Here is an 18,633-nt window from a genome sequence, read left to right as displayed (position 1 = left end):
TCATCACCGAGTCTCTCTGTTCCTGTTTGGGCAGCCTTCCCTGCTTTCACCTCTGGAGCTGATAACACGAGGAACTCCTATGTCGAACGCTATGGACACGACGCAGCAGCCGATCACAATTGAATACCTGCTGGACACGCTGTTCGGGGTCAATGCACTCACTACCGAGTGCCTGGCGCAGAAGATCGACAAGGCGCCCGGCTTCCAGCTACAGCTCGCCCCGCCATGGCCGTCGCAGCTGAAACGCGCCCACAGCATTGCCTTTGAATGGCACGGCAGCGCCTGCCGTGGCGTGGTACAGCACGCCGAGCCACTGCCCAGCGGCGATCTGCTATTGGATATCGAGCCGCAACCTCAGTAGCGCCTCTTCATGGAGTGGTCAGGAACGCCACCAAGGTCGCCGCGCAGGCTTCGATTGCCCCGTCCACGATCAACTCATAGCCGTGGGTATTCTCCGTGGGAATGGCCACACAGCCGGCCTTGGCAGACGTGCCGTTACTCATGACGGCACTGGCGTCCGAGGCAAAGTCCACCAGCAACGCATATTGCGGGCTGTAGCCGCAGCGTTCTGCAGCAGCAGCCAGGCTCGTGACCACGGCCCTGGTGTAATAGCCCTTCTGGTCCCCGGTGTTAATGATCGGATCAACCCCCAAGCGTGTGCCGTATTCCTGCATGACCGGCCCCACCTCCACCGCGAGAGTGGTATCGCCTGGCAGGGTCGCTGCGGCGTACATGGCTCCGGCATTGCATTCCTCTTCCAGCGTGGTGAAGACCAGGTAGATATCGTGGCTCACCGCTTGCCGGCGCGTTTGCAGGCGTTGGGCCGCGTGCAATACGGCGGCGATGGGCGCACGGTCATCCAGGAAGTGCGCGGCAATCGCATCTCCTACTCGGAAGGGCTCACGCCAATGACGGCTCAACACCACACGGGTACCCGGCCGAATCCCCTGCGTGCGCAAGGCCTCGGCCGAACATCGAGTGATCACATGGACGTCGTTCCAGTGCACGTCGCCGGCTAACACATCAGCGCCTTGAGACGTATTGTTGGTAGCGTGCATCGAGCCGTAGGACAGCACGCCCGGCAAGCTATGCGTATCGCCCAGGATGTCCACCGGGCACACCCCGAAGTTGATCGGATTGGCCCCGCCGAGCGCTGTCACCCGCAGGGTGCCATCGGCTTCGACGCGCTTGACCACCATGGCGATTTCATCCATGTGCGCCATGACTTTGACTACCCGGCCGCGGTCACCATCCCCCTGTGTGCCCCTGATCAACCCGACCACATTGCCCGCTGCATCAACCCAGGCCTCATCACACAGCGGCTGCAGGCTCTCCAGGCAAATGGCACGCACTTCGTCTTCCTGGCCACCCGGCCCGCGTGCACGCAATAACCGGGTGAGTAACGCCGAGGATGGGTTTTCGCTGTTTTGCATGGGATGGCTCCCTCCTTTGCGGATACGTGAGTGCGCCGTCAACGTCACGCTAAAAACGACCTTTCAAATCCCGCAGTGTTCAAGCGAAAGCGTTTTGAACGCACACGCCCACAGGTTTTCCAACGACCACAGCGTCAGATCTGGCTGCACTCCTGCAGCTTGAAATACGACAAGAGGATGGAACCTGCGATGACCCAAACCCAAGCAACCCGCATGGCCAAATCATTTTCCTGGGCCGCAACCTTCACTCTGCTCGGCGCCTGCGCGGGTAATGACTCGCCGTCGAATGTGGAGGCACCCGGCAAACCGACAATGCCCTCTACCCGCACACTGGACACCGGCGCAGCCATGCTCCAGTCGCGGCCGCCCGTGGATGCGTTGAACGCCTACCTGGACGGCTTTCACTTCTACAACGGCCACCCCGATGTACAAATGGAAGCCCACCACTACTGCGCGATCCTCAACGAAGAAGTGATCCAGTGTGTGATCTACGACGGCAATCGCAAGGATGCAAAGTTGATGGGCGTGGAATACATCATCAGTGAGCCGCTGTTCAACACCCTGCCGGCCCCTGAAAAGGCGTTGTGGCACAGCCACGTGCATGAAGTGAAATCCGGGCAACTGGTCGCGCCGGGGATCCCCGAAGTGGCCGAGCACGCCCTCATGGAAAAACTGGTGCACACCTACGGCAAGACTTGGCACACCTGGCATACCGATCTCGATAAACGCCTGCCACTGGGCGTGCCTCAGTTGATGATGGGGTTTACCGCCGAAGGCCAGGCCGACCCGCGCATGGTTGCCGAACGCGATCAGCGTATGCGTATCGACAGCGCCGAAAAGAAGCGCGCTCGCGCCGACATTACTGCGCCTCCCATCGCCCCCGGTGCGGACGCATGGCGTCAGGGCGATGTTATCCAGATCACCGACCCGACGTTGAAGGCCCATCAACACTGATAGCACCACTCGTGCATTTGGATGGAACGATCATCGCCGCCCCCTTCTCTACCGCAACACCCCAACTCGGGGGCAGCGGCCCCCCCCTTTTACGAGGTAACCCAGCATGTCTTACGACTTCCAAGGTACTGCCAGCGTGATAACTGCCTCGCGCCATCTGGGGACACCCTCGGATGAATGCCTGAATGAATCGGTCGAGATCCAACTGACCAGCAGTGGCAAGCCGACCGTTGCGCGGTTGAACTTCGATAGCCCATTGGAGTGGCCGGGGCACCCCAACTTTGTCACCGTCAACCTGCCCGACGGCACCTCTGTCAGCGGCGTTATCGCCGAGATCGAGCGGCCCGCAGATGCAGGCGGTTGGGTAACTTTCACAGTGGATGACTGAGCATCGTGAGGTGATCGGGTCACCTATCGAATTGTTGGACAATTCTTTTGAATTTTTTTTGACGTCAAATATCTGTACTTCATGAGCATAGGGAGGCCTCATGAAACACAACGATCTATTCAACATTGACTATCAGCTTCACGGCGAACCGAAGTCTTTCATCGTACGGGCGGCGCAAATGAACAATGCCGAGGCTTGGCATTGGGCCAGTTGCGATGCAGGGGTAGCTATCATCCCCAGATTTGGTCGGCAAGCCCTCAAGCGAGTCTCCAAACCCATGGCGGAGAAATACGGCATCAGCGACGTACGCTGGAGTACTGCGCAGCAGATTCAATGGGCGGAGGCTTGACATGATCAGCCAGACACTGGGTTACACCAGCACACAAGAGCGTGAGGACGAGGTCGAGCGCAACAACCAGATGTTTTTCGAAGCCGATCGACTGGATGCGCAAGCCTATAAAATCATTGAGTCGTACAGCGGTGATGCACAGACATGGGCGCGCTTCACCGAAGCCAAGCGGCTCGCGGATGCGCAGCGGACCGCGGCCTATCGAGAATGGATGCGTATCCACCGGGCGCGGCGCAAATAACCGTCAGCCCTAGCGATTTCAAGGCCCCTGATTCGGTTTTTTAAAGGTCTGCCTGAGACAACACCGCCCTGGTCGAGGTTTGCCTCTCCAGGGCGGTGTTCATTCAGAGAATCGGTTTGCCCCCCGTCACGCCGTAGCGTTCGCCGGAGATATAACTGCCCTCGTCCGATGCCAGCAGTACGTAGATAGGCGCCACTTCGACCGGCTGACCGGGGCGTCCCAGCGGTGTGTTGCCGCCGAAGTTTTTCACCTGATCCTCGGTCATGGTCGACACGATCAACGGCGTCCAGATGGGGCCGGGAGCCACGCTGTTAACGCGGATGCCGCGCTCGCCGAGCATTTGCGCCAGGCCCGCGGTGAAGTTGGCGATCGCGCCTTTACTCGCGGCATACGGCAACAACGTGGGGTTGGGCATGTCGGAATTGACCGAACTGGTGTTGATGATCGAGCTGCCTTCGGCCATGTGCGGCAGCGCAGCCTTGCATATGCGGAACATCGCGGTGACGTTGACGTTGAAGGTTTTCAGCCAGTCCTCGTCGGGAATGTCTTCCAGCGATTGGTAAGTCATCTGGAAGGCTGCATTGTTGACCAACACATCGATACGCCCGAACTTCTCCACGGTGTCGTTGACGATCGCCGTGCACTGCTCCGCGTTGCCCAAATCGCCGGGCAACAGCAGGCATTGCCGCCCCGCCGCCTCGACCCAGCGTGCGGTCTCCTTGGCGTCTTCATGCTCGTCCAGGTAAGAAACCGCCACATCCGCGCCTTCACGGGCGAACGCGATGGCCACCGCACGGCCGATGCCGCTGTCGGCGCCCGTGACCAAGGCTATTTTGTTGGCGAGCCGGCCTGAGCCTTTATAGGTCTGTTCACCACAATCGGGCATCGGGTCCATCTTGCGCTGTTCACCGGGTACCGGCTGCTGCTGGGTGTTGAACGGTGGTTTTGGATAGTGATTCATCGTGTTTTCTCCAGTCGAGATTAATGTTGCGAGGGTGCGTCGGGAGGGGAAGTTCAGATGGATGTGCGGTTAATCGGATAACCGAGCCGCACGACAGCAACCTGTGGCGAGGGGGCTGGTTCCCGCGCCACAGGGCCTGGGTCAGAACTCGGGCTTGGGCTGCAACCCCATGCCCAGGTCGGCGCCGGTGATCGGGTCGCTGAGGGGGTCTGACACCGTGCGGATTTTCATCGCAGCCAGCACGGCTTCGTCTGCCTCGTCCAGCTGCACACTGGCCGTTCCATCGCCACCGTCGACCGCCGGTTGAGGGGACTCGACGAATTCCCAATCGTCGCCTTGGTTCCATGGGCCGCGCACACTTTCCGCACCTTGCGACATGTTGTAATAGACCTGTGCGAACTCAGGCTTGCCGGGTAACTTGCCTTGGGGAAAGTTCGGCTGGATCGCATGCAAGGCCTTTTCAAAGGAAATCTGGTGGGCGATTTCGCGCGTCATCAAAAAGCCCAGCGCATCCTTGACGCCTGGGTCGTCGGTGACGTTCATCAATCGCTCGTAGACGATCTTGGCGCGGGCTTCCGCGGCGATATTGGAGCGCATGTCGGCCGTGGGCTCGCCGATGGTGTCAACGTAGGCGGCGCTCCATGGCACCCCGGCGCTGTTGATCAGCGGCGCACCGGCACCGTACAAGAGGCTGGTGATGTGGGAATCATTGCCGGCACCGTTCAGCGAGCGGTACAACTCACCCTCCTCCTCCACGCCTTCCGCCAGGCGGCCTTTGGCCCCCTTGTTGAGCATGACGATGATCGAGCCGACGATTTCCAGGTGGCTGAGTTCTTCAGTGGCGATGTCCATCAACAAGTCTTTACGCCCTGGGTCGTCTTCCGACAGGGCTTGGGTGAAATAGCGGGAGGCCGCTGCCAACTCGCCTTGGGCACCGCCAAACTGCTCGAGTAAAAGGTTTGCCAGGCCCGGGTTGGGCTCGGCGACGCGTACGGTGTATTGAAGTCGCTTGTTATGTAGAAACATGAACAAATCTCCTCAGCTCAGGAAGGGGGGCGGCGCCCGTTGCGGACACTCGCCCTACCTTCATGTGAAGCAACCGCCGGTTGAATAATTTCAAAATAAACCCCGGCAGTGCGACCAGCGGTCAAGCGCCGGGCTTCAAGCGAAGCGGCGATCTAGAGCGCTCGCGTTCAATCGGCGCGGGGCTTTTGCGGCGCAGGCACGGTGTCGATTCCAGGCGTGCCGTTGGGCGGCAACGCGGCCTCGCGGGCCTTGTCGGAGCCGGGCGGCTGTCGGGATTTTTCAGCGGAGTTATCGGCGGGATGGTCCCAGTCAGTGGTTGCGTTGGGATCTTCGTTGCGCCCCGCCGTTCCCAGGACGCAACCGTCCTCATTCGGTGCAGGCGATTCTTCAAACGGTTGGTCTTGGCCATTGGATGAGTCGTGGTTCATGGCAAGCGTCTCCTGTGCGCGCGTATGAACTCATTTGGAATCTTGCGAAAGTTTCAAGTGCCACGCGAAGGACGAACGGCCGTGGAGTTATCGATAGGTTGCAATGATTCAATAGCCATTACCGGTAATACCTGCGTTTCGTCCCTGCAAAACTTATACGAAGCGGCAAGCGAAGATTGTTTCTGTATAAGTTTTCAGTATTAAACGCCGTTCGTCGCCACATCCCGAAATTCGTAAAACGTTTTTCCATCGCCCGATATCGGAGTAAATGTCCGTTGCGAAACGGGCAACTAACGAAGCGCCAACTTAGTGACTGGAGAATTATCATGACTACAGGTAATAAAAACTCGGGTAACTTTGCCAATGACCGCGAAAAGGCTTCCGAAGCCGGGAAAAAAGGCGGCCAATCGTCCGGTGGCAATTTTGCCAATGATCGCGAGAAAGCCTCTGAAGCCGGGCGCAAGGGCGGCCAGCAGAGCCACGGCGGTGGCCGTAAATCGGGTTCCTGAGTGACCGTGCATGGGGGCGGCTTTGCCGCCCCTTCGGTTTAGTCATTACCAAGGCGTCACGCTATATTGCGCAAGGCATAAGCGGCTTGGCCACCTTACTGCCATTTAAATGATCGACATGCTGATTTGTTTTTATAATCGGTTTTAGTGCGTTCATTTAGTTCAGTGGGCAGCACGCTTGAGTGACTGTGCTCGCGCTTGTGTTTCAACTTTAAAAAACTGGTTGTTGCATGTTGCCGTGTGCTTTACGCCGATAAGTAACCTGATCAATTCTCGTCTTATAAGCGCAGGCAACTTTCTTCCAACAACAGATCAACCACTGCTTGCCCGCGTTGCAAGGCAGACGCACCCGGCGCATCGAAAGCACGTAGCTGACGCTCGGCACTGGTGCCGTCGCGCAGCATTTTCCGTGCCTGCTCGAACACGCCCTCCTCGCCCAACGCACGGGCGGTATCGCCCCATTCTTGCTGCGCCAGCACCAGCCATTGTTCAAGCGATACGGGCTCTGTGTCCGGCGCCAGCACAAAGCGTGCATGGCGTCCCCAGCGTCGCGCTTGAATGCGGTTTTCCTTGAGCAACCAATGCTGCTCCATGCCGTACTGGCTGCCGGGGGCCGGTAGCTGGCAGGCGTGTTTGATCATCACCCGGAACAGCCCGGCCAAAGCCAGCGCATCGCTCAAGCGCGGGCACGCATCGGTCATGCGCAACTCCAGCGTCGGGTAGCTCGACGAGGGTCGGCAACCCCACCACACATTCGCGTCATCGGCCAACGCCCCGCTACGCTTCAACATATTCAGGTAGCGCTCGAAGCTCGGCTCATCCGGCAGATATTCAGGGATGCCCATGCGTGGCCATTCATCGCAGACCACCTGCCGATAACTGCAATAGCCATTGGGCTGGCCCTGCCACAACGGCGACGAAACGCTGAGGGCCAACAGCATCGGCAACCCAGGCAACACCTCGTTCAACACGGCGATGCGGTCCACCCCCACGGGGATCTCTGCGTGGACATGCAGCCCACTGAGCACGCTGCGCTGCGCGACGCTCTGGAACTCCTCGAACAAGCGCTGGAAATGCACCTGGGGCGTAGCGCGTTGCGCCTGCCAATCGGCCAACGGGTGCGCGCCGCTGCATATGAAGCCCAGCCCATGCTCGGCCAGGGCCTGGCTCAACTCGCGGCGCACCCGGCCAAGGTAAGCCGCAGCCTCTGCGGTGTCGGTAAACACCGGCGATGCGACCTCGACCTGGCCCTGGAACATCTCATAGGAAAAGCCCTCGCCAATCGCCTCGCGGCACACCGCGAGCACTTCGGCTGACGGTTCGGCGAGCATGCGCCGGCTGTGCAAATCGGTAATGAAATATTCTTCTTCGATGCCGAAGCGCTGTACGTGATCCATGGGCACTCAGCTCAGCCGAGTCACAGTGAGCGACACCGCAGCGATGCGGTCGACACGCTCATAGCCTGGTTGCTCCAGCTCTTCGCCGAACACATCGGGGTCAAGCTCCTCGTAGGTCCAGCCAAACTCATCGCCGGTCAGCATGGCGCGAGCGGCTTCAAAAAACACATCACGCCCCTCCACCATTGCCACGCCGGTGTAGAGCAGCAAGGTGCCGTCGCGCTCCAGGCGGGGCAAGGCTTCACGCAGGATGCGCAGCGACAGCGCTTCACCCAGCTCACCGCCACCATGGCGATAGGCGCGCTGCTGGCTGTCCTTCATATAGGGTGGGTTGGCGAGGATCAGATCAAAGCGGCCGTCGACGCTGTCGAGTACATCACTGTGGTACACGCTGACGTTCGGCAGCCCGGCCAATTCGGCGTTGACCGCACTCAGGCGCAGTGCCTTCGGGTTGATGTCCACCGCGAACACTTCTGCCTCAGGACGGGCACGCGCCACCAGCAGGGCGGCGGCGCCTGAACCGCAGCCGATGTCCACGGCCCGGCGAATCGGCGCGAAGCGTTGGCGCAGGCAGGCTTCAATCACACGGGCAAAACGGTAAGTGTCGGGGCCGAAAAACACCGAATCGGCCTCCTCGGTCGGAAACGCCGAATGCGCCAGCAACAAAGGCCCCAGGCTCGACCAACGCACCGTACTGTGCCAACGGCTGTGTGCCTTGACGATAATCCCCGCCTGTTGCAGCTCCTGCAGCTCGGCTGCCTCGAACACCTGCGTATCGAATGGCCGTGACCAACCGAAAATCCCGCGCAGGTCGCTGGCCGGTGCGTTGTCCCACCGCGCAATGACGCGCTGGTGAGTCAGAGGCGTGGGCGTGATGAAGTGATAGTCCTCGGCCTGCAAACGGCGGCCCAGGCGCAACAGCGCCCGGTCAGCCTGCGCTTGAGCCGATGACACAGGGGGTGTTGAACACAACAGCGAGTCGACCATGGTCAGGCTTCCTTGTCGATCAGCGCAGGCTCGCGCGCAATTCAATAAAGCGCCGGGTCGCATACAAACCGGCGGGACGATGATGGCGGTGAGGCGCCAGCCAAGGTAACAACAGGTCCAACTGCCGCTCGCCGTTGTGCCGCGCCAGGGCCTGGCGCAAGGCGCAGGTTTCCGGGTCATCCGGCGTAGGCTCGTGGGTGCCTGACGACACCGGCCGCACCGGGCGTGGGCGTGCAATCGCGCTGGCGTCGCGCCAATCTCCGGCGATCCAGTCGCGCAGCAGTTGTTTTTCATAGCCGCTGAAGACGCCGAACATCGCAGCGCCCGCGCCCTCGACCAACTGCCAGAAACGACTGTCTTCGGGGGACTGGTTTCGCTTGATCCAACCCTTATTCTCAAGGGCCTGCAAGAACCCGCGCACTTGGCCGGGCTGGGCCAGCCATTGGTTGACGGTCTTGCCTTCAAAGCGGCAGTAGTCCGAATGCATGTGCTGGGCAAACGGCCGCTTGCGTTCAAGCATGGCCACCAGCTCGTGTTCGAGGTCGAACGCCTGGATCACCGCGGTAGTGCCCAGCCCCAGATCGTTCAACTGATAACCACGGCGTACCCGCTGCCAATATTCGGTCGCATCCATGCCGTTCGGCATCAACCCCAGCACTGCCTGCACGGCGCGTCGGGCATGACCGCTGCTGGCGTTGTCGATGGTGACATGCAGGCTGAAATAATAGGGGTCGATGCCCAGTTCCTTGAGCTCATAAGCGCAGATCAACAGGTGCAACGGCAGTTGCTCGTAACCCAGGTTGTAGCCCAGGATCTCCGGCATGTGCGATGCAGCGCTCTGCCCCAGGGCCAACTGAATGGCGCCTTGGTGAAAGTGCTGATCCTGCCAGCCGAAATCGCCGTCACAGCCTTGCTCGGCCAGCAGGCGTTGGTAAATCGACACATGGTTTTGCGTCGGTTCCCCATCGCCGAGTTCTTCCAGGTAGGTGGTGACAAGCCCGTCATAGCGGTAATCCTGCCAATGGCTGAGTACCCCGTAGAGCCAGGCACCATCGACTTGTTTAGTCGGCGCCACGCACTGCAGGAAGTACAGGGCATGGGCTTTGTTCTGGAAATACCTGCGGCCGCCGCCTTGCTGCCGCTCTTGCAAATACTGCGCATATTGCTCGGCCACAGCGGTGCAATTGAGTTCGACCCAACTCATCAGTTGCTCGGGCGACGCGGGCAATGAAGTGTCTTCAGTGGTGCTGACCTGAGCCAGCTGCGCCTGCAGAAAATCTGCCGCCGATTGCGCGGCCCCCGTGTCCCAATCGGTGAGCAGGCGTTGGTACTCACTGCGCAACGGGCCTTCATGCTGCCACTGAGATGCACTTTGCAGGGTTTGAAAGACAGTCATAAGTGGTCCATCCACAATTTTTTATTCCGGTCTCGGCGGATGCCAATACCTGGTACGCGACGCTTTTTGGCGCTTCTATAAGGAGAGAGCCGCCCCCTGCTCAATAATTCCATCGGTGTGCGCCAAGGTCTGACCAAGGGCGCGGGGGTCAAGGCTTCAAGCGTTTTTCGTCTTCCGGGCCCGGTGTCACCCGTGCGCCGTCACCGTTTGAATCCGCGTTGCCCTCGCCCTCCCTGGACACGCGTTCGTCATCGGTGAGCCCCTGACCAATGTCTTTTTCCGGCAGCTGTTCAGGGGTGTCGGTCCCGGCTTGAGTGGGAGTGGATTGCGTCTGCATCGGCGTGGCCTCCTCGGCTTGCTCATAGGGAATGATTGAAATTTTTCCATTGCGCTCAAGGATCGCGAATTTGATCTGGCTGATGTCGACAATGCCCTGAGCGGAGCGGGAGGCTTCAAGAATGTCGTCTGCGTCCAGTCGCGCCTGCTTCAGGCGCTTATGCAGCACGCGTCCCTGCTCGACCAACACCGTCGGCCCGCCATCGAGCAGGCGCGAGAACGAGCGGGAACGCTGCTTGAGCAACGAGAAGCCGATATCGATTGCGATCAACGTGACGATCACCAGCACAGCATTGGTCAACGAAAAATCGTCGCCCAACAACGCCTGCTGGGTCGCCTCGCCAATCACCATCAATAACACCAGGTCGAAGGTGGTGAGTTCCGCCAGGGATCGCCGGCCCGCGATCTTGAACAGGACCATCAGAACCAGGTAGATCGCGACAGCACGCAAGACCGAATCCATCGTTGCCCCTAGGGATAAATGAATTGTGAAAGGTGTACCGAGGGCCCCGTTGCACGGGAAAACCTGGTTTCAAAACTGCCCACGCCGTCACTGCGCACGGTCAAGTGCAGCGTCGCCTGGCCTTTGTCATCACTGAGCACCCACAGCTTCACGCCCTCGCCGGCAGTGCTGGCCTTGAGCGGTTGCGGCTGCAGCATTTCAATATTGAAACCGCGTAACAGTTCACCGCTGATTTCAACTTCCAGGATTTCGCGTGCCTGGCCTTGCAGATGAATCACCAGCCCGTCGGAGGAGCCGTTGCGCAGGAACCGCTGGTACTCCACGCGCAACTGCCCATCCGCGCTACGCGCCTGGCCGGTACTCAACGGGCCTTTTGAAAACAGCCCGGCCAAGGTCAGCCCCATCAGCAACACCAGCGCATACCAACCCACCCGTTCGAAGCGCCAGACCTTGCGCTGCAAGGTTATGTCTTCCTCCACGGGATAGGTACGGCTCTGCCAGTCGTCAGGTGCTGGGGTTTTCATAGGCGGCCTGCATTCAGCCCTTGCTGTGTTCGGGCGAGGACGGCCCCTTGGTGACGCCGCGCGGGCCGGCAATGGCCCATATTGCCGCGCCTAAAAACGGCAACAGCACCACAATCGCGGTCCAGCCCGCCTTGCGCCCCGAGGGGTCGTCACTGCGCCAGACGCTGTTGATGATCCATAAATCGAGGAGTATGAGAACGACGGCCAAGCCTATCCAAAAGTAAGTGGTTTGCATGGGAACACCTCCGGGTTATGCAGCGTTAGGTCATGCATAAACTGGCAGGGTTCATTATTTTTAAACGCCGTCGTTCACACTAAGCGAAGCGGCTACATGCTATTAGTTTAATATCGCGCGCTTGAAAAAGTTATACGAAGCGGTGTGATTTAAATCGTTTTGTATAAGTTTTAAGCCGCTCTTTACCGTTTATCGGCATTTCCGGAAATTATCAAAACGATTGCCAGCGCTGGCTTATCCGAATAGATGTTCGCTGCATCAAGGTGCAACTAGCGAAACGACAACTCATTGTGGAGATCTATCATGACTACCAGCAATAAGAACCCTGGAAATTTCGCCAACGATCATGAAAAGGCTGCCGAAGCCGGCAAAAAAGGCGGCCAGGCCTCTGGCGGCAACTTTGCCAATGATCGTGAAAAAGCCTCTGAGGCTGGCCGTAAAGGTGGCCAGAACAGCCATGGCGGCGGGCGCAAGTCGTAAGTGACCCAAACGGGGGGCAGCCTGGGCTGCCCCTTCATTTCAAGCTGGAGAACACACCATGCACGCGGCACCCGAACCTCAGCGACGCGCCCCTCAACCAGCGACCGCCCGTGAAACGCGCGCGGTAGACGTCGCCAAGACACTGCCGAAACCCCCGAATTGTTATGAGCGGATGGAAACTGTCGAGCATGCGGAAGCCACTGTCCGCTCCTCACAGACACCGCCCATCTGTGAACGAACCCCGTAGCAGTGCTGGTTAGTCATCAACGGTAGCCAACCCTGACTCAGAGGTGCCTTATGCCTTTGCATATCATCAACTTCACAGGCCCGGTCAACGCGTCGACCTGCAGCCAACTCATCGAAAAATCGTCATTGGCTGTCCAGCAGAACGCGACCGGCTTGATCGTGAACATCGCGACCATGGGCGGTGAGTGCAGTTATGGCTTCACGATGTACAACTTTTTACTGGCCCTGCCGATTCCGGTGCATACGCACAACCTGGGCACCGTGGAATCCATGGGCAATATCATTTTCCTGGCGGGCGAACGCAGAACGGCGTGCGAGCACAGCAAGTTCCTGTTCCATCCGTTTCATTGGCATGTACAGGGCGCCGTGGATCATTCGCGCATGTCGGAGTACGCCATGAGCCTGGACTATGACTTGCAGTTGTATGCGCGCATCGTTGCGCAGCGAACCGCGCAGGCCATTGAAAAGCTGGACACCGAAAACTACTTGATCGCCGCCCCGCGCATTCTTGATCCACATCAGGCGCTGGCCAGCGGCCTCATCCATGCAATCGAATTGCCCGTCATCCCGGCGGAATGTGTATGCAGCTTCATTCATTCCTAGCCAGGCAACTCTAGCCAGGCAACGAAGGCCCTATCAAGAAACGCGAAGGAAAGCCGCTTCGAACTCAGAACACTTTCTGACTTGATGACAACATTCAGAAGGAGCTCACATGAAAAACACGCTATATGTTATCGAGTATGAACTTCATCACGCCCCTAAATCTTTCATAATAAGAAGTGAAGCCATGAACAATGAAGAGGCGTGGCACTGGGCATGTTGCGATGCAGGGATAGGTATCATCCCCAAGTCGCGCAACGATAAGATCAAACGCATAAGCAAACCGCTCGCTGAACGTTATGGGCTTGAAAATGTGAGATGGCGTCCCTCAGGGAATATTCCATTTGTCGCACAACCCTATACGCCGCCTCCGCCCGAATAAACATGGCGTTCTAATACTGATATCAAGTCCATAAAAAACAGCCCGCACTCAGTGCGGGCCAATCACGCTCGATGTTTACCCAAAGTTGTGCCCTTCACCCCCTCTCCCCGGCCCACGCACGATCGTAGAAATAAGGCAGGCATTTGAGTGCGTACTCCGCAGCGTACATCTGCACCTGCTCGCGCGAGCCGATAAAACGCTCCTTTCGACTGAACAGGCACAAACCCTGCGGGGCCCGATAAGCCCAGGCAAAGCAGATCGTTCCGGCCGGGATACCATCGACGTCATCCGGGCCCAGGATGCCAGTCGTTGCAACGGCCACGTCAGCGGCGCTATCGCACAACGCACCTTGGGCCATTTCCCTGGCCACCTCGCAACTGGTCAAGTTGAACGTTTCGATGGTGTACGGACGCACCTTCAGCAGCCGCTGTTTTGCTTCGGGCGAATAGACAATGTAGCCACTGTCTATGAACGATCCGCTCCCTTCAATCTGCGAAAGCAGCGTGATGATCTTGCCGGCGGTGCAGGATTCAGCGGTGGTGATCACTAAACCCTTGGATTCCAGGAACTGGACAGTTGAAGTGGCGATGCTCATTCCGGCCCCTCTGCCTATGGACTGTGTCGTACATAAAAATGACTGGGCCGTTGGGGCAGTTGTTCCAAATTTCTCTGCGGGAGTGATTATGAACTCACGCCACTTCGCGGCACTCGGATTAAAAGCCATGTGAATAAAGGGAGGATGGACGCAATGCGCAACCTCAAGATCGCCACGTTCAACGTCAACGGCATAGGGACGCGACTGCCCAACCTCCTGCAGTGGCTTGAAAAAGAACGCCCCGACATTGTGTGCCTGCAGGAGCTGAAGGCCCAGGACAAGGCTTTCCCGGCAAGCGATCTGGAGGCAGCGGGCTATGGCTCATTGCATCATGGTCAAGCTGCGTGGAACGGCGTGGCCATTCTGGCGCGCGACTCCGAGCCCCTGTTGATTCATAAAGGCTTGCCCGGAGCGCAGGACGACTCGCAGTCTCGCTACCTAGAAGCGGCTGTGCATGGGGTTGTCGTCGGGTGCCTGTACCTGCCCAACGGAAACCCGCAGCCAGGTCCCAAATTCGATTACAAGCTCAAGTGGTTCGAGCATCTGATTGCGCATGCCGAAACGCTGCAAGCCAGCGAACACCCGGTGGTGCTGGCGGGCGACTACAACGTCGTCCCCACCGACCTGGATATCTACAACCCCCGCTCCTGGCTCAAGGATGCGCTCCTTCAACCAGAAAGCCGCGAATGCTTTCAAAGGCTGCTGAGCCAGGGTTGGATCGACTCGCTGAGACACTTGTACCCGCAAGAGCGTGTGTACACGTTCTGGGATTATTTCCGCCAGCATTGGCAAAAGAACTCCGGTTTGCGCATTGACCACCTGCTGCTGAACCCGGTGCTCGCCCCTCACCTCAAGAACGCCGGCGTGGACGCATGGGTCCGAGGTGAAGAGCACCCCAGCGACCACGCGCCGACCTGGATCGAGATCTCAGCCGGCGTACAGAAGCGGCGCACCGTCGCGCAAAAGAAGCGCGCAGCTAAACCGGCAGCATCCAAACCCGCCGAGAAACCGTCCACGTCACCGGCCAAACCGGGACAACCAGAGTTGGCCAATGCGCGGCCCAGCGCTCTCCCGGAAAGTCTGAAACCGGAACTGGCCACGCTGGTAGATTCAGCCCCTGAGGGGGATTGGCGCTATGAAGTCAAATTCGACGGTTACCGCATCATGGCGCGGGTGGACAAGGGCAAGGTGCGGTTGTTTACCCGCAACGGCCATGACTGGACGCACAAGCTGCCTCGCCAGGCCGAAGCCATTGCCGGCCTGGCCTTGAAGTCCGCGTGGCTGGATGGCGAAATCGTGGTTGCCAACGCGCAAGGCGTTCCCGATTTCCAGGCCCTGCAAAATGCCTTTGAGCTGGGCCGCGACGGCAATATTGTCTACTACCTCTTCGACATGCCCTTTCTCGACGGCATGGACTTGCGCGAGGTGCCCGTCGAACAACGCCGGGAAGCCTTGTCCGGGATACTGGCGCGCAATGAAGATGAGGCTCTCAGGTATTCGCAAGACTTCGCCGAAACACCGCAGGCGTTGCTGGACAGCGCATGCGAGATGCAAATGGAGGGTGTTATCGGCAAACGTGTTGGCAGTGCCTACGTGTCACGCCGCAGCGGCGACTGGATCAAGCTCAAATGCAAACGCCGGCAGGAATTCGTGGTTGTCGGCTACACCGAGCCGAAAGGCTCGCGCAGTAAGTTCGGAGCGCTACTGCTGGGGCTGCACGACATCGATAGCGGTGAGCTCAAATACGCAGGAAAGGTTGGCACCGGCTTCAACCAGACCACACTGAATACGATCTACGCACAATTAACCCCCCTAGAAGTCAAGCAGCCGGCAGTCGTCAACCCTCCCAAGGGCTTTGAAGCCAAGGACGTGCACTGGCTGAAGCCTGTGCTGCTGGCCGAGGTCACCTTTGCCGAGATCACACAGGAAGGTTCCGTACGCCAAGCCGTGTTCCAGGGCCTGCGCAACGATAAACCCGCGCAGTCGATCATCGAAGAGCGCCCGGCCCATGCCGCTGAAGTGGAGAAAAAGCCGACCCGAAAACAGGCGACCGCGGCGAAAGCCAAAGGTAAAACCGGCGACGATGCATCAACCACCATTCGGCTCACCCATCCGCAACGAGTGATTGACCCCAGCAGCAGCGCAACCAAACGTGACCTGGCGGACTACTGCATCGCCGTCTCTGACTGGCTTCTACCGCAGTTACTCAATCGCCCCGTCGCGCTGGTGCGCGCGCCGGACGGCATCGGCGCAGAGCTGTTTTTCCAGAAAAACCCGCAGCGCCTGGCAATCCCCGGCATCGAAATCATCGGCAAGACAGAGACCGGCCACCCTGTCATGTTGATCAACAACCTGGAAGCGCTGATCGGCGCCGTGCAGATGAGCACGATTGAACTGCATACCTGGAACGCCGTTTCCAAAGATCTGCATCGCCCTGACCGATTTATTCTCGACCTTGACCCCGATCCGGCCCTGCCATGGAAAAGCATGGTCGAGGCCACCCAGCTGACATTGACGGTACTGGACGAGCTGGGGCTCAAATCGTTCCTGAAAACCAGCGGCGGCAAGGGTATCCACATTGTCGTGCCGTTGACGCCGAAAGCCGACTGGGATGCGGTCAAAAGCTTTAGCCATGCGATTGTCAAACATATCGCCAACCTGCTTCCCGATCGATTCTCGGCAGTTTCCGGCCCGAAGAACCGGGTGGGACGGATTTTCATCGACTACCTGCGCAATGGCCTGGGTGCGACCACGATAAGCGCCTATTCACCACGTAGCCGCGAGGGCTTGCCGGTATCGGTGCCGATCTTCAGAGAGGAACTCAAAGAGATCAAAGGCGCCAACGCGTGGAACATCCACAACCTCCCTCAACGCCTGGAGGCACTCAAGGTCGATCCGTGGGCGGATATGCCGGGAACCCGACAGACCATCACAGCGCAGATGCGTAAACGCATCGGGCTCAAGTAGTCCCTCCTCATAACCGGCAAGCAAACGCCCGGCGATGCCAGGCGTTTTGCTTGTTTATAACCGAAACCGGTCCACCGACTGCGACAGCTTGCCCGCCAGGCTCGACAACTCGTCTGTCGTCGAAGCGGTTTCGCCGATGACCCGGCTGTTGTTTTGCGACATACCGGCGATCATCTCCACCTGATGAGCAATTTCATTGCTGGCCAGGCTCTGTTCACTGATGGTGCGGGAAATATCCGTCACCAATTCAGTGGTGTTCAGCGTCGCCTGCAGGATCTCTCGGATCGCCCGCTCCACATCGGCGGTCACGGCCATGCCTTTATCCACTTGGGCAACCCCCTCCTCCATGCTCATCACCGCTTCACGGGTGCTTTGCTGGATTCGCCCGACCATGCTGGCAATTTCCTGGGTGGACGCGCTGGTGCGCCCGGCGAGGCTGCGCACTTCATCGGCGACCACCGCAAAACCACGCCCTTGCTCTCCCGCACGGGCGGCTTCAATGGCGGCGTTCAGGGCCAGCAGGTTGGTCTGGTCGGCAATGCCCTTGATCACTTGGATGATGCTGTAGATCGCTTCGGACTCTTTATCCAGCGTACGGATCACTTGCGCCGACTGCTGCGCGGAGCGCGCAATACCGTCCATGTCAGTCACCACCTGATGAATCACCTGCCCGCCGTCCTTGGCCAGGCTCTGCGCCTGATTGGCCATGCTCAAGGCACGCTCGGAGTGCCGGGTGATTTCCTCGATGCTGGCGGTCATTTCACTCGCAGCGGCCGCCATGGTGCTGGCGGCGGAGCTTTGTTGCTGGCTGCTGTCGGCCACTTCATGGCAGCCCTGGCTCAGTTGCTCGCTCATGCCGTTGACGCCGTGAGCGTTGCTGCGCACCACTTCGATCATGCCGCGCAAGTCGCGCTGCATGATCGCCAGGCTGCGGATCAATGAGCTGGCTTCGTCCTTGCGCTGGGGTTCGACGATCGGTTCGCTCAAGTTGCCTTGAGCAATGCTTGCGGCAATGCGGCTGGCAGCGCGCAAGGGCGCCATGATACTCAACGCGACCCAGCGGCCCTGGGCCAATAACAGCAACAGGCTGGCGATCAGCACGACCGCCAGGGTGAGGTTGGCGTTATGGATGGTCTGCTGCGTGCCGACGCTGGTTTGCTGGGTGTTGGTTTCAATCTGCTCGCTCAGCGTCGCCATCTGATCTTCAAGCTGGCTGAAGATGCTATTGAAGGTCGCCAGTTCCCCGCGTGCGGCCTCGGGGTTGTCCAAGGCCAGCGCCACTATGCGCTCTCCTGCGCTGATGTAGGTGTCCAGGGTAGGTTTGATTTTTTCCAGATTAACCCTGAGCGCATCGTCCAACGGCAACTTGAGGTTGTCGCTCAACACTTGCCGAAAGTGTTCGGCATGCTCTTTGATCGACGCATTGACTTCGGCCGCGGTGCTGGTGCTTTTCCCCAGGCCCACCAGCATGGCCGACAACACGTCGGCGCGCAGGGCGTCGTGCATCATGTCGGCTTCCATGTGGTTACGCAGCACCGTCATGCTCATCTCGTTGTCCTGCACGGCCGCGGCCATCCGGGTATTCCCCAGGTAACTGGCCAGGCTCATGATCAACGCAGTGAGCAGTCCGGTCGCAATCAATAGCACCAAGCGCAATTTGATCGTCATGCTGATATCCCCATAGCCCACGGCTTTAATATCGCTAACCACGTTATCGGCAGCCTTTGTCGTCAGTG

General features: G+C 59.0%; 21 protein-coding genes and 2 pseudogenes. 10 read left to right on the top strand and 13 right to left on the bottom strand.

Going from position 1 to position 18,633, the window contains the following annotated elements; genetic code table 11:
* Positions 1-79 precede the first annotated feature (79 nt).
* Positions 80-361 carry a hypothetical protein gene (locus DK870_RS04425; protein ID WP_161548055.1) on the top strand — a complete coding sequence of 94 codons (282 nt, stop codon included), beginning with the start codon at positions 80-82 and terminating at the stop codon, positions 359-361.
* A gap of 7 nt (positions 362-368) precedes the next feature.
* On the opposite strand, the gene DK870_RS04420 is transcribed toward DK870_RS04425, so the two are convergent.
* Positions 369-1,433, bottom strand: a complete 1,065-nt coding sequence (locus DK870_RS04420; protein ID WP_161548054.1) for a M28 family peptidase — start codon at positions 1,431-1,433, stop codon at positions 369-371.
* A gap of 189 nt (positions 1,434-1,622) precedes the next feature.
* Between DK870_RS04420 and DK870_RS04415 the strand changes: the two genes are divergently transcribed.
* The 4 genes from DK870_RS04415 to DK870_RS04400 all read left to right on the top strand — a co-directional run bounded on the left by DK870_RS04415 (position 1,623) and on the right by DK870_RS04400 (position 3,365).
* Positions 1,623-2,387 (top strand): OBAP family protein, encoded by a 765-nt coding sequence (locus DK870_RS04415; protein ID WP_161548053.1) that lies wholly within the window; start codon positions 1,623-1,625, stop codon positions 2,385-2,387.
* A 106-nt stretch (positions 2,388-2,493) separates the two neighbouring features.
* Positions 2,494-2,775, top strand: coding sequence for a hypothetical protein (locus DK870_RS04410; protein ID WP_161548052.1), 282 nt, complete (start codon positions 2,494-2,496; stop codon positions 2,773-2,775).
* A 100-nt stretch (positions 2,776-2,875) separates the two neighbouring features.
* Positions 2,876-3,124: a DUF6555 family protein gene (locus DK870_RS04405; RefSeq protein WP_161548051.1), complete on the top strand. Its 249-nt coding sequence runs from the start codon at positions 2,876-2,878 to the stop codon at positions 3,122-3,124.
* A 1-nt stretch (position 3,125) separates the two neighbouring features.
* Positions 3,126-3,365: a hypothetical protein gene (locus DK870_RS04400; protein ID WP_060753037.1), complete on the top strand. Its 240-nt coding sequence runs from the start codon at positions 3,126-3,128 to the stop codon at positions 3,363-3,365.
* Positions 3,366-3,468: 103 nt separating this feature from the next.
* On the opposite strand, the gene DK870_RS04395 is transcribed toward DK870_RS04400, so the two are convergent.
* The 3 genes from DK870_RS04395 to DK870_RS04385 all read right to left on the bottom strand — a co-directional run bounded on the left by DK870_RS04395 (position 3,469) and on the right by DK870_RS04385 (position 5,780).
* Positions 3,469-4,326 carry an SDR family oxidoreductase gene (locus DK870_RS04395; protein ID WP_161548050.1) on the bottom strand — a complete coding sequence of 286 codons (858 nt, stop codon included), beginning with the start codon at positions 4,324-4,326 and terminating at the stop codon, positions 3,469-3,471.
* A gap of 141 nt (positions 4,327-4,467) precedes the next feature.
* On the bottom strand, positions 4,468-5,352 hold the full coding sequence (locus DK870_RS04390; protein WP_060753035.1) for a manganese catalase family protein: 885 nt from the start codon (positions 5,350-5,352) through the stop codon (positions 4,468-4,470).
* 167 nt (positions 5,353-5,519) lie between these two features.
* Positions 5,520-5,780, bottom strand: a complete 261-nt coding sequence (locus DK870_RS04385; protein ID WP_161548049.1) for a hypothetical protein — start codon at positions 5,778-5,780, stop codon at positions 5,520-5,522.
* 326 nt (positions 5,781-6,106) lie between these two features.
* Between DK870_RS04385 and DK870_RS04380 the strand changes: the two genes are divergently transcribed.
* A complete protein-coding gene (locus DK870_RS04380; RefSeq protein WP_060753033.1) occupies positions 6,107-6,289 on the top strand; it encodes a general stress protein in 183 nt (60 codons plus the stop codon).
* 278 nt (positions 6,290-6,567) lie between these two features.
* Here DK870_RS04380 and DK870_RS04375 read toward each other — a convergent pair whose 3' ends face one another.
* From DK870_RS04375 to DK870_RS04350, 6 genes are all read right to left on the bottom strand, one after another.
* Positions 6,568-7,686 carry a carboxylate-amine ligase gene (locus DK870_RS04375; protein WP_161548048.1) on the bottom strand — a complete coding sequence of 373 codons (1,119 nt, stop codon included), beginning with the start codon at positions 7,684-7,686 and terminating at the stop codon, positions 6,568-6,570.
* 6 nt (positions 7,687-7,692) lie between these two features.
* Positions 7,693-8,673, bottom strand: coding sequence for a class I SAM-dependent methyltransferase (locus DK870_RS04370; RefSeq protein WP_161548047.1), 981 nt, complete (start codon positions 8,671-8,673; stop codon positions 7,693-7,695).
* A 19-nt stretch (positions 8,674-8,692) separates the two neighbouring features.
* Entirely contained in the window at positions 8,693-10,069 is a 1,377-nt protein-coding gene (locus DK870_RS04365) for an iron-containing redox enzyme family protein (protein ID WP_161548046.1), read from the bottom strand.
* Positions 10,070-10,217: 148 nt separating this feature from the next.
* A complete protein-coding gene (locus DK870_RS04360; RefSeq protein WP_256679806.1) occupies positions 10,218-10,868 on the bottom strand; it encodes a DUF421 domain-containing protein in 651 nt (216 codons plus the stop codon).
* Between the two features lie 8 nt (positions 10,869-10,876).
* Positions 10,877-11,392 carry a hypothetical protein gene (locus tag DK870_RS04355; RefSeq protein WP_161548045.1) on the bottom strand — a complete coding sequence of 172 codons (516 nt, stop codon included), beginning with the start codon at positions 11,390-11,392 and terminating at the stop codon, positions 10,877-10,879.
* Positions 11,393-11,405: 13 nt separating this feature from the next.
* Positions 11,406-11,627 (bottom strand): PLD nuclease N-terminal domain-containing protein, encoded by a 222-nt coding sequence (locus DK870_RS04350; protein WP_060753029.1) that lies wholly within the window; start codon positions 11,625-11,627, stop codon positions 11,406-11,408.
* Between the two features lie 327 nt (positions 11,628-11,954).
* On the opposite strand from DK870_RS04350, the pseudogene DK870_RS04345 reads away from it, so the two are divergent.
* From DK870_RS04345 to DK870_RS04335, 3 genes and pseudogenes are all read left to right on the top strand, one after another.
* Positions 11,955-12,107: pseudogene (locus DK870_RS04345) on the top strand (general stress protein); the annotation flags it as partial.
* Between the two features lie 297 nt (positions 12,108-12,404).
* The gene (locus tag DK870_RS04340) at positions 12,405-12,956 is read left to right on the top strand and encodes an ATP-dependent Clp protease proteolytic subunit (protein WP_060753027.1); all 552 of its coding nucleotides are present in this window, start codon (positions 12,405-12,407) and stop codon (positions 12,954-12,956) included.
* Positions 12,957-13,065: 109 nt separating this feature from the next.
* Positions 13,066-13,335, top strand: coding sequence for a DUF6555 family protein (locus DK870_RS04335; RefSeq protein ID WP_161548044.1), 270 nt, complete (start codon positions 13,066-13,068; stop codon positions 13,333-13,335).
* A gap of 94 nt (positions 13,336-13,429) precedes the next feature.
* On the opposite strand, the gene DK870_RS04330 is transcribed toward DK870_RS04335, so the two are convergent.
* Positions 13,430-13,930, bottom strand: coding sequence for a CinA family protein (locus tag DK870_RS04330; RefSeq protein WP_104993819.1), 501 nt, complete (start codon positions 13,928-13,930; stop codon positions 13,430-13,432).
* A 153-nt stretch (positions 13,931-14,083) separates the two neighbouring features.
* Between DK870_RS04330 and ligD the strand changes: the two genes are divergently transcribed.
* The gene (ligD, locus tag DK870_RS04325) at positions 14,084-16,897 is read left to right on the top strand and encodes a DNA ligase D (RefSeq protein ID WP_161548043.1); all 2,814 of its coding nucleotides are present in this window, start codon (positions 14,084-14,086) and stop codon (positions 16,895-16,897) included.
* A 54-nt stretch (positions 16,898-16,951) separates the two neighbouring features.
* Here ligD and DK870_RS29940 read toward each other — a convergent pair whose 3' ends face one another.
* Both DK870_RS29940 and DK870_RS29935 read right to left on the bottom strand, forming a co-directional pair.
* Positions 16,952-17,677, bottom strand: a complete 726-nt coding sequence (locus tag DK870_RS29940; protein ID WP_372241660.1) for a methyl-accepting chemotaxis protein — start codon at positions 17,675-17,677, stop codon at positions 16,952-16,954.
* A 132-nt stretch (positions 17,678-17,809) separates the two neighbouring features.
* Positions 17,810-18,565, bottom strand: a pseudogene (locus DK870_RS29935) (HAMP domain-containing protein); the annotation flags it as partial.
* Positions 18,566-18,633: the final 68 nt, after the last annotated feature.

The organism is Pseudomonas sp. Q1 (assembly GCF_009935975.1).
GTDB classification, from domain to species: domain Bacteria; phylum Pseudomonadota; class Gammaproteobacteria; order Pseudomonadales; family Pseudomonadaceae; genus Aquipseudomonas; species Aquipseudomonas palleroniana.
Note: the sequence above shows the minus strand (reverse complement) of the source record. Positions and strands in the feature narration are given on the sequence as shown.

What these genes read in the sequence shown, in the direction of transcription:
- DK870_RS04425 (WP_161548055.1), top strand. Translation starts at nt 80, where the DNA reads ATGTCGAACGCTATGGACACGACGCAGCAGCCGATCACAATTGAATAC.
- DK870_RS04420 (WP_161548054.1), bottom strand. Translation starts at nt 1,433, where the DNA reads ATGCAAAACAGCGAAAACCCATCCTCGGCGTTACTCACCCGGTTATTG.
- DK870_RS04415 (WP_161548053.1), top strand. Translation starts at nt 1,623, where the DNA reads ATGACCCAAACCCAAGCAACCCGCATGGCCAAATCATTTTCCTGGGCC.
- DK870_RS04410 (WP_161548052.1), top strand. Translation starts at nt 2,494, where the DNA reads ATGTCTTACGACTTCCAAGGTACTGCCAGCGTGATAACTGCCTCGCGC.
- DK870_RS04405 (WP_161548051.1), top strand. Translation starts at nt 2,876, where the DNA reads ATGAAACACAACGATCTATTCAACATTGACTATCAGCTTCACGGCGAA.
- DK870_RS04400 (WP_060753037.1), top strand. Translation starts at nt 3,126, where the DNA reads ATGATCAGCCAGACACTGGGTTACACCAGCACACAAGAGCGTGAGGAC.
- DK870_RS04395 (WP_161548050.1), bottom strand. Translation starts at nt 4,326, where the DNA reads ATGAATCACTATCCAAAACCACCGTTCAACACCCAGCAGCAGCCGGTA.
- DK870_RS04390 (WP_060753035.1), bottom strand. Translation starts at nt 5,352, where the DNA reads ATGTTTCTACATAACAAGCGACTTCAATACACCGTACGCGTCGCCGAG.
- DK870_RS04385 (WP_161548049.1), bottom strand. Translation starts at nt 5,780, where the DNA reads ATGAACCACGACTCATCCAATGGCCAAGACCAACCGTTTGAAGAATCG.
- DK870_RS04380 (WP_060753033.1), top strand. Translation starts at nt 6,107, where the DNA reads ATGACTACAGGTAATAAAAACTCGGGTAACTTTGCCAATGACCGCGAA.
- DK870_RS04375 (WP_161548048.1), bottom strand. Translation starts at nt 7,686, where the DNA reads ATGGATCACGTACAGCGCTTCGGCATCGAAGAAGAATATTTCATTACC.
- DK870_RS04370 (WP_161548047.1), bottom strand. Translation starts at nt 8,673, where the DNA reads ATGGTCGACTCGCTGTTGTGTTCAACACCCCCTGTGTCATCGGCTCAA.
- DK870_RS04365 (WP_161548046.1), bottom strand. Translation starts at nt 10,069, where the DNA reads ATGACTGTCTTTCAAACCCTGCAAAGTGCATCTCAGTGGCAGCATGAA.
- DK870_RS04360 (WP_256679806.1), bottom strand. Translation starts at nt 10,868, where the DNA reads ATGGATTCGGTCTTGCGTGCTGTCGCGATCTACCTGGTTCTGATGGTC.
- DK870_RS04355 (WP_161548045.1), bottom strand. Translation starts at nt 11,392, where the DNA reads ATGAAAACCCCAGCACCTGACGACTGGCAGAGCCGTACCTATCCCGTG.
- DK870_RS04350 (WP_060753029.1), bottom strand. Translation starts at nt 11,627, where the DNA reads ATGCAAACCACTTACTTTTGGATAGGCTTGGCCGTCGTTCTCATACTC.
- DK870_RS04340 (WP_060753027.1), top strand. Translation starts at nt 12,405, where the DNA reads ATGCCTTTGCATATCATCAACTTCACAGGCCCGGTCAACGCGTCGACC.
- DK870_RS04335 (WP_161548044.1), top strand. Translation starts at nt 13,066, where the DNA reads ATGAAAAACACGCTATATGTTATCGAGTATGAACTTCATCACGCCCCT.
- DK870_RS04330 (WP_104993819.1), bottom strand. Translation starts at nt 13,930, where the DNA reads ATGAGCATCGCCACTTCAACTGTCCAGTTCCTGGAATCCAAGGGTTTA.
- ligD (WP_161548043.1), top strand. Translation starts at nt 14,084, where the DNA reads ATGCGCAACCTCAAGATCGCCACGTTCAACGTCAACGGCATAGGGACG.
- DK870_RS29940 (WP_372241660.1), bottom strand. Translation starts at nt 17,677, where the DNA reads ATGGCGGCCGCTGCGAGTGAAATGACCGCCAGCATCGAGGAAATCACC.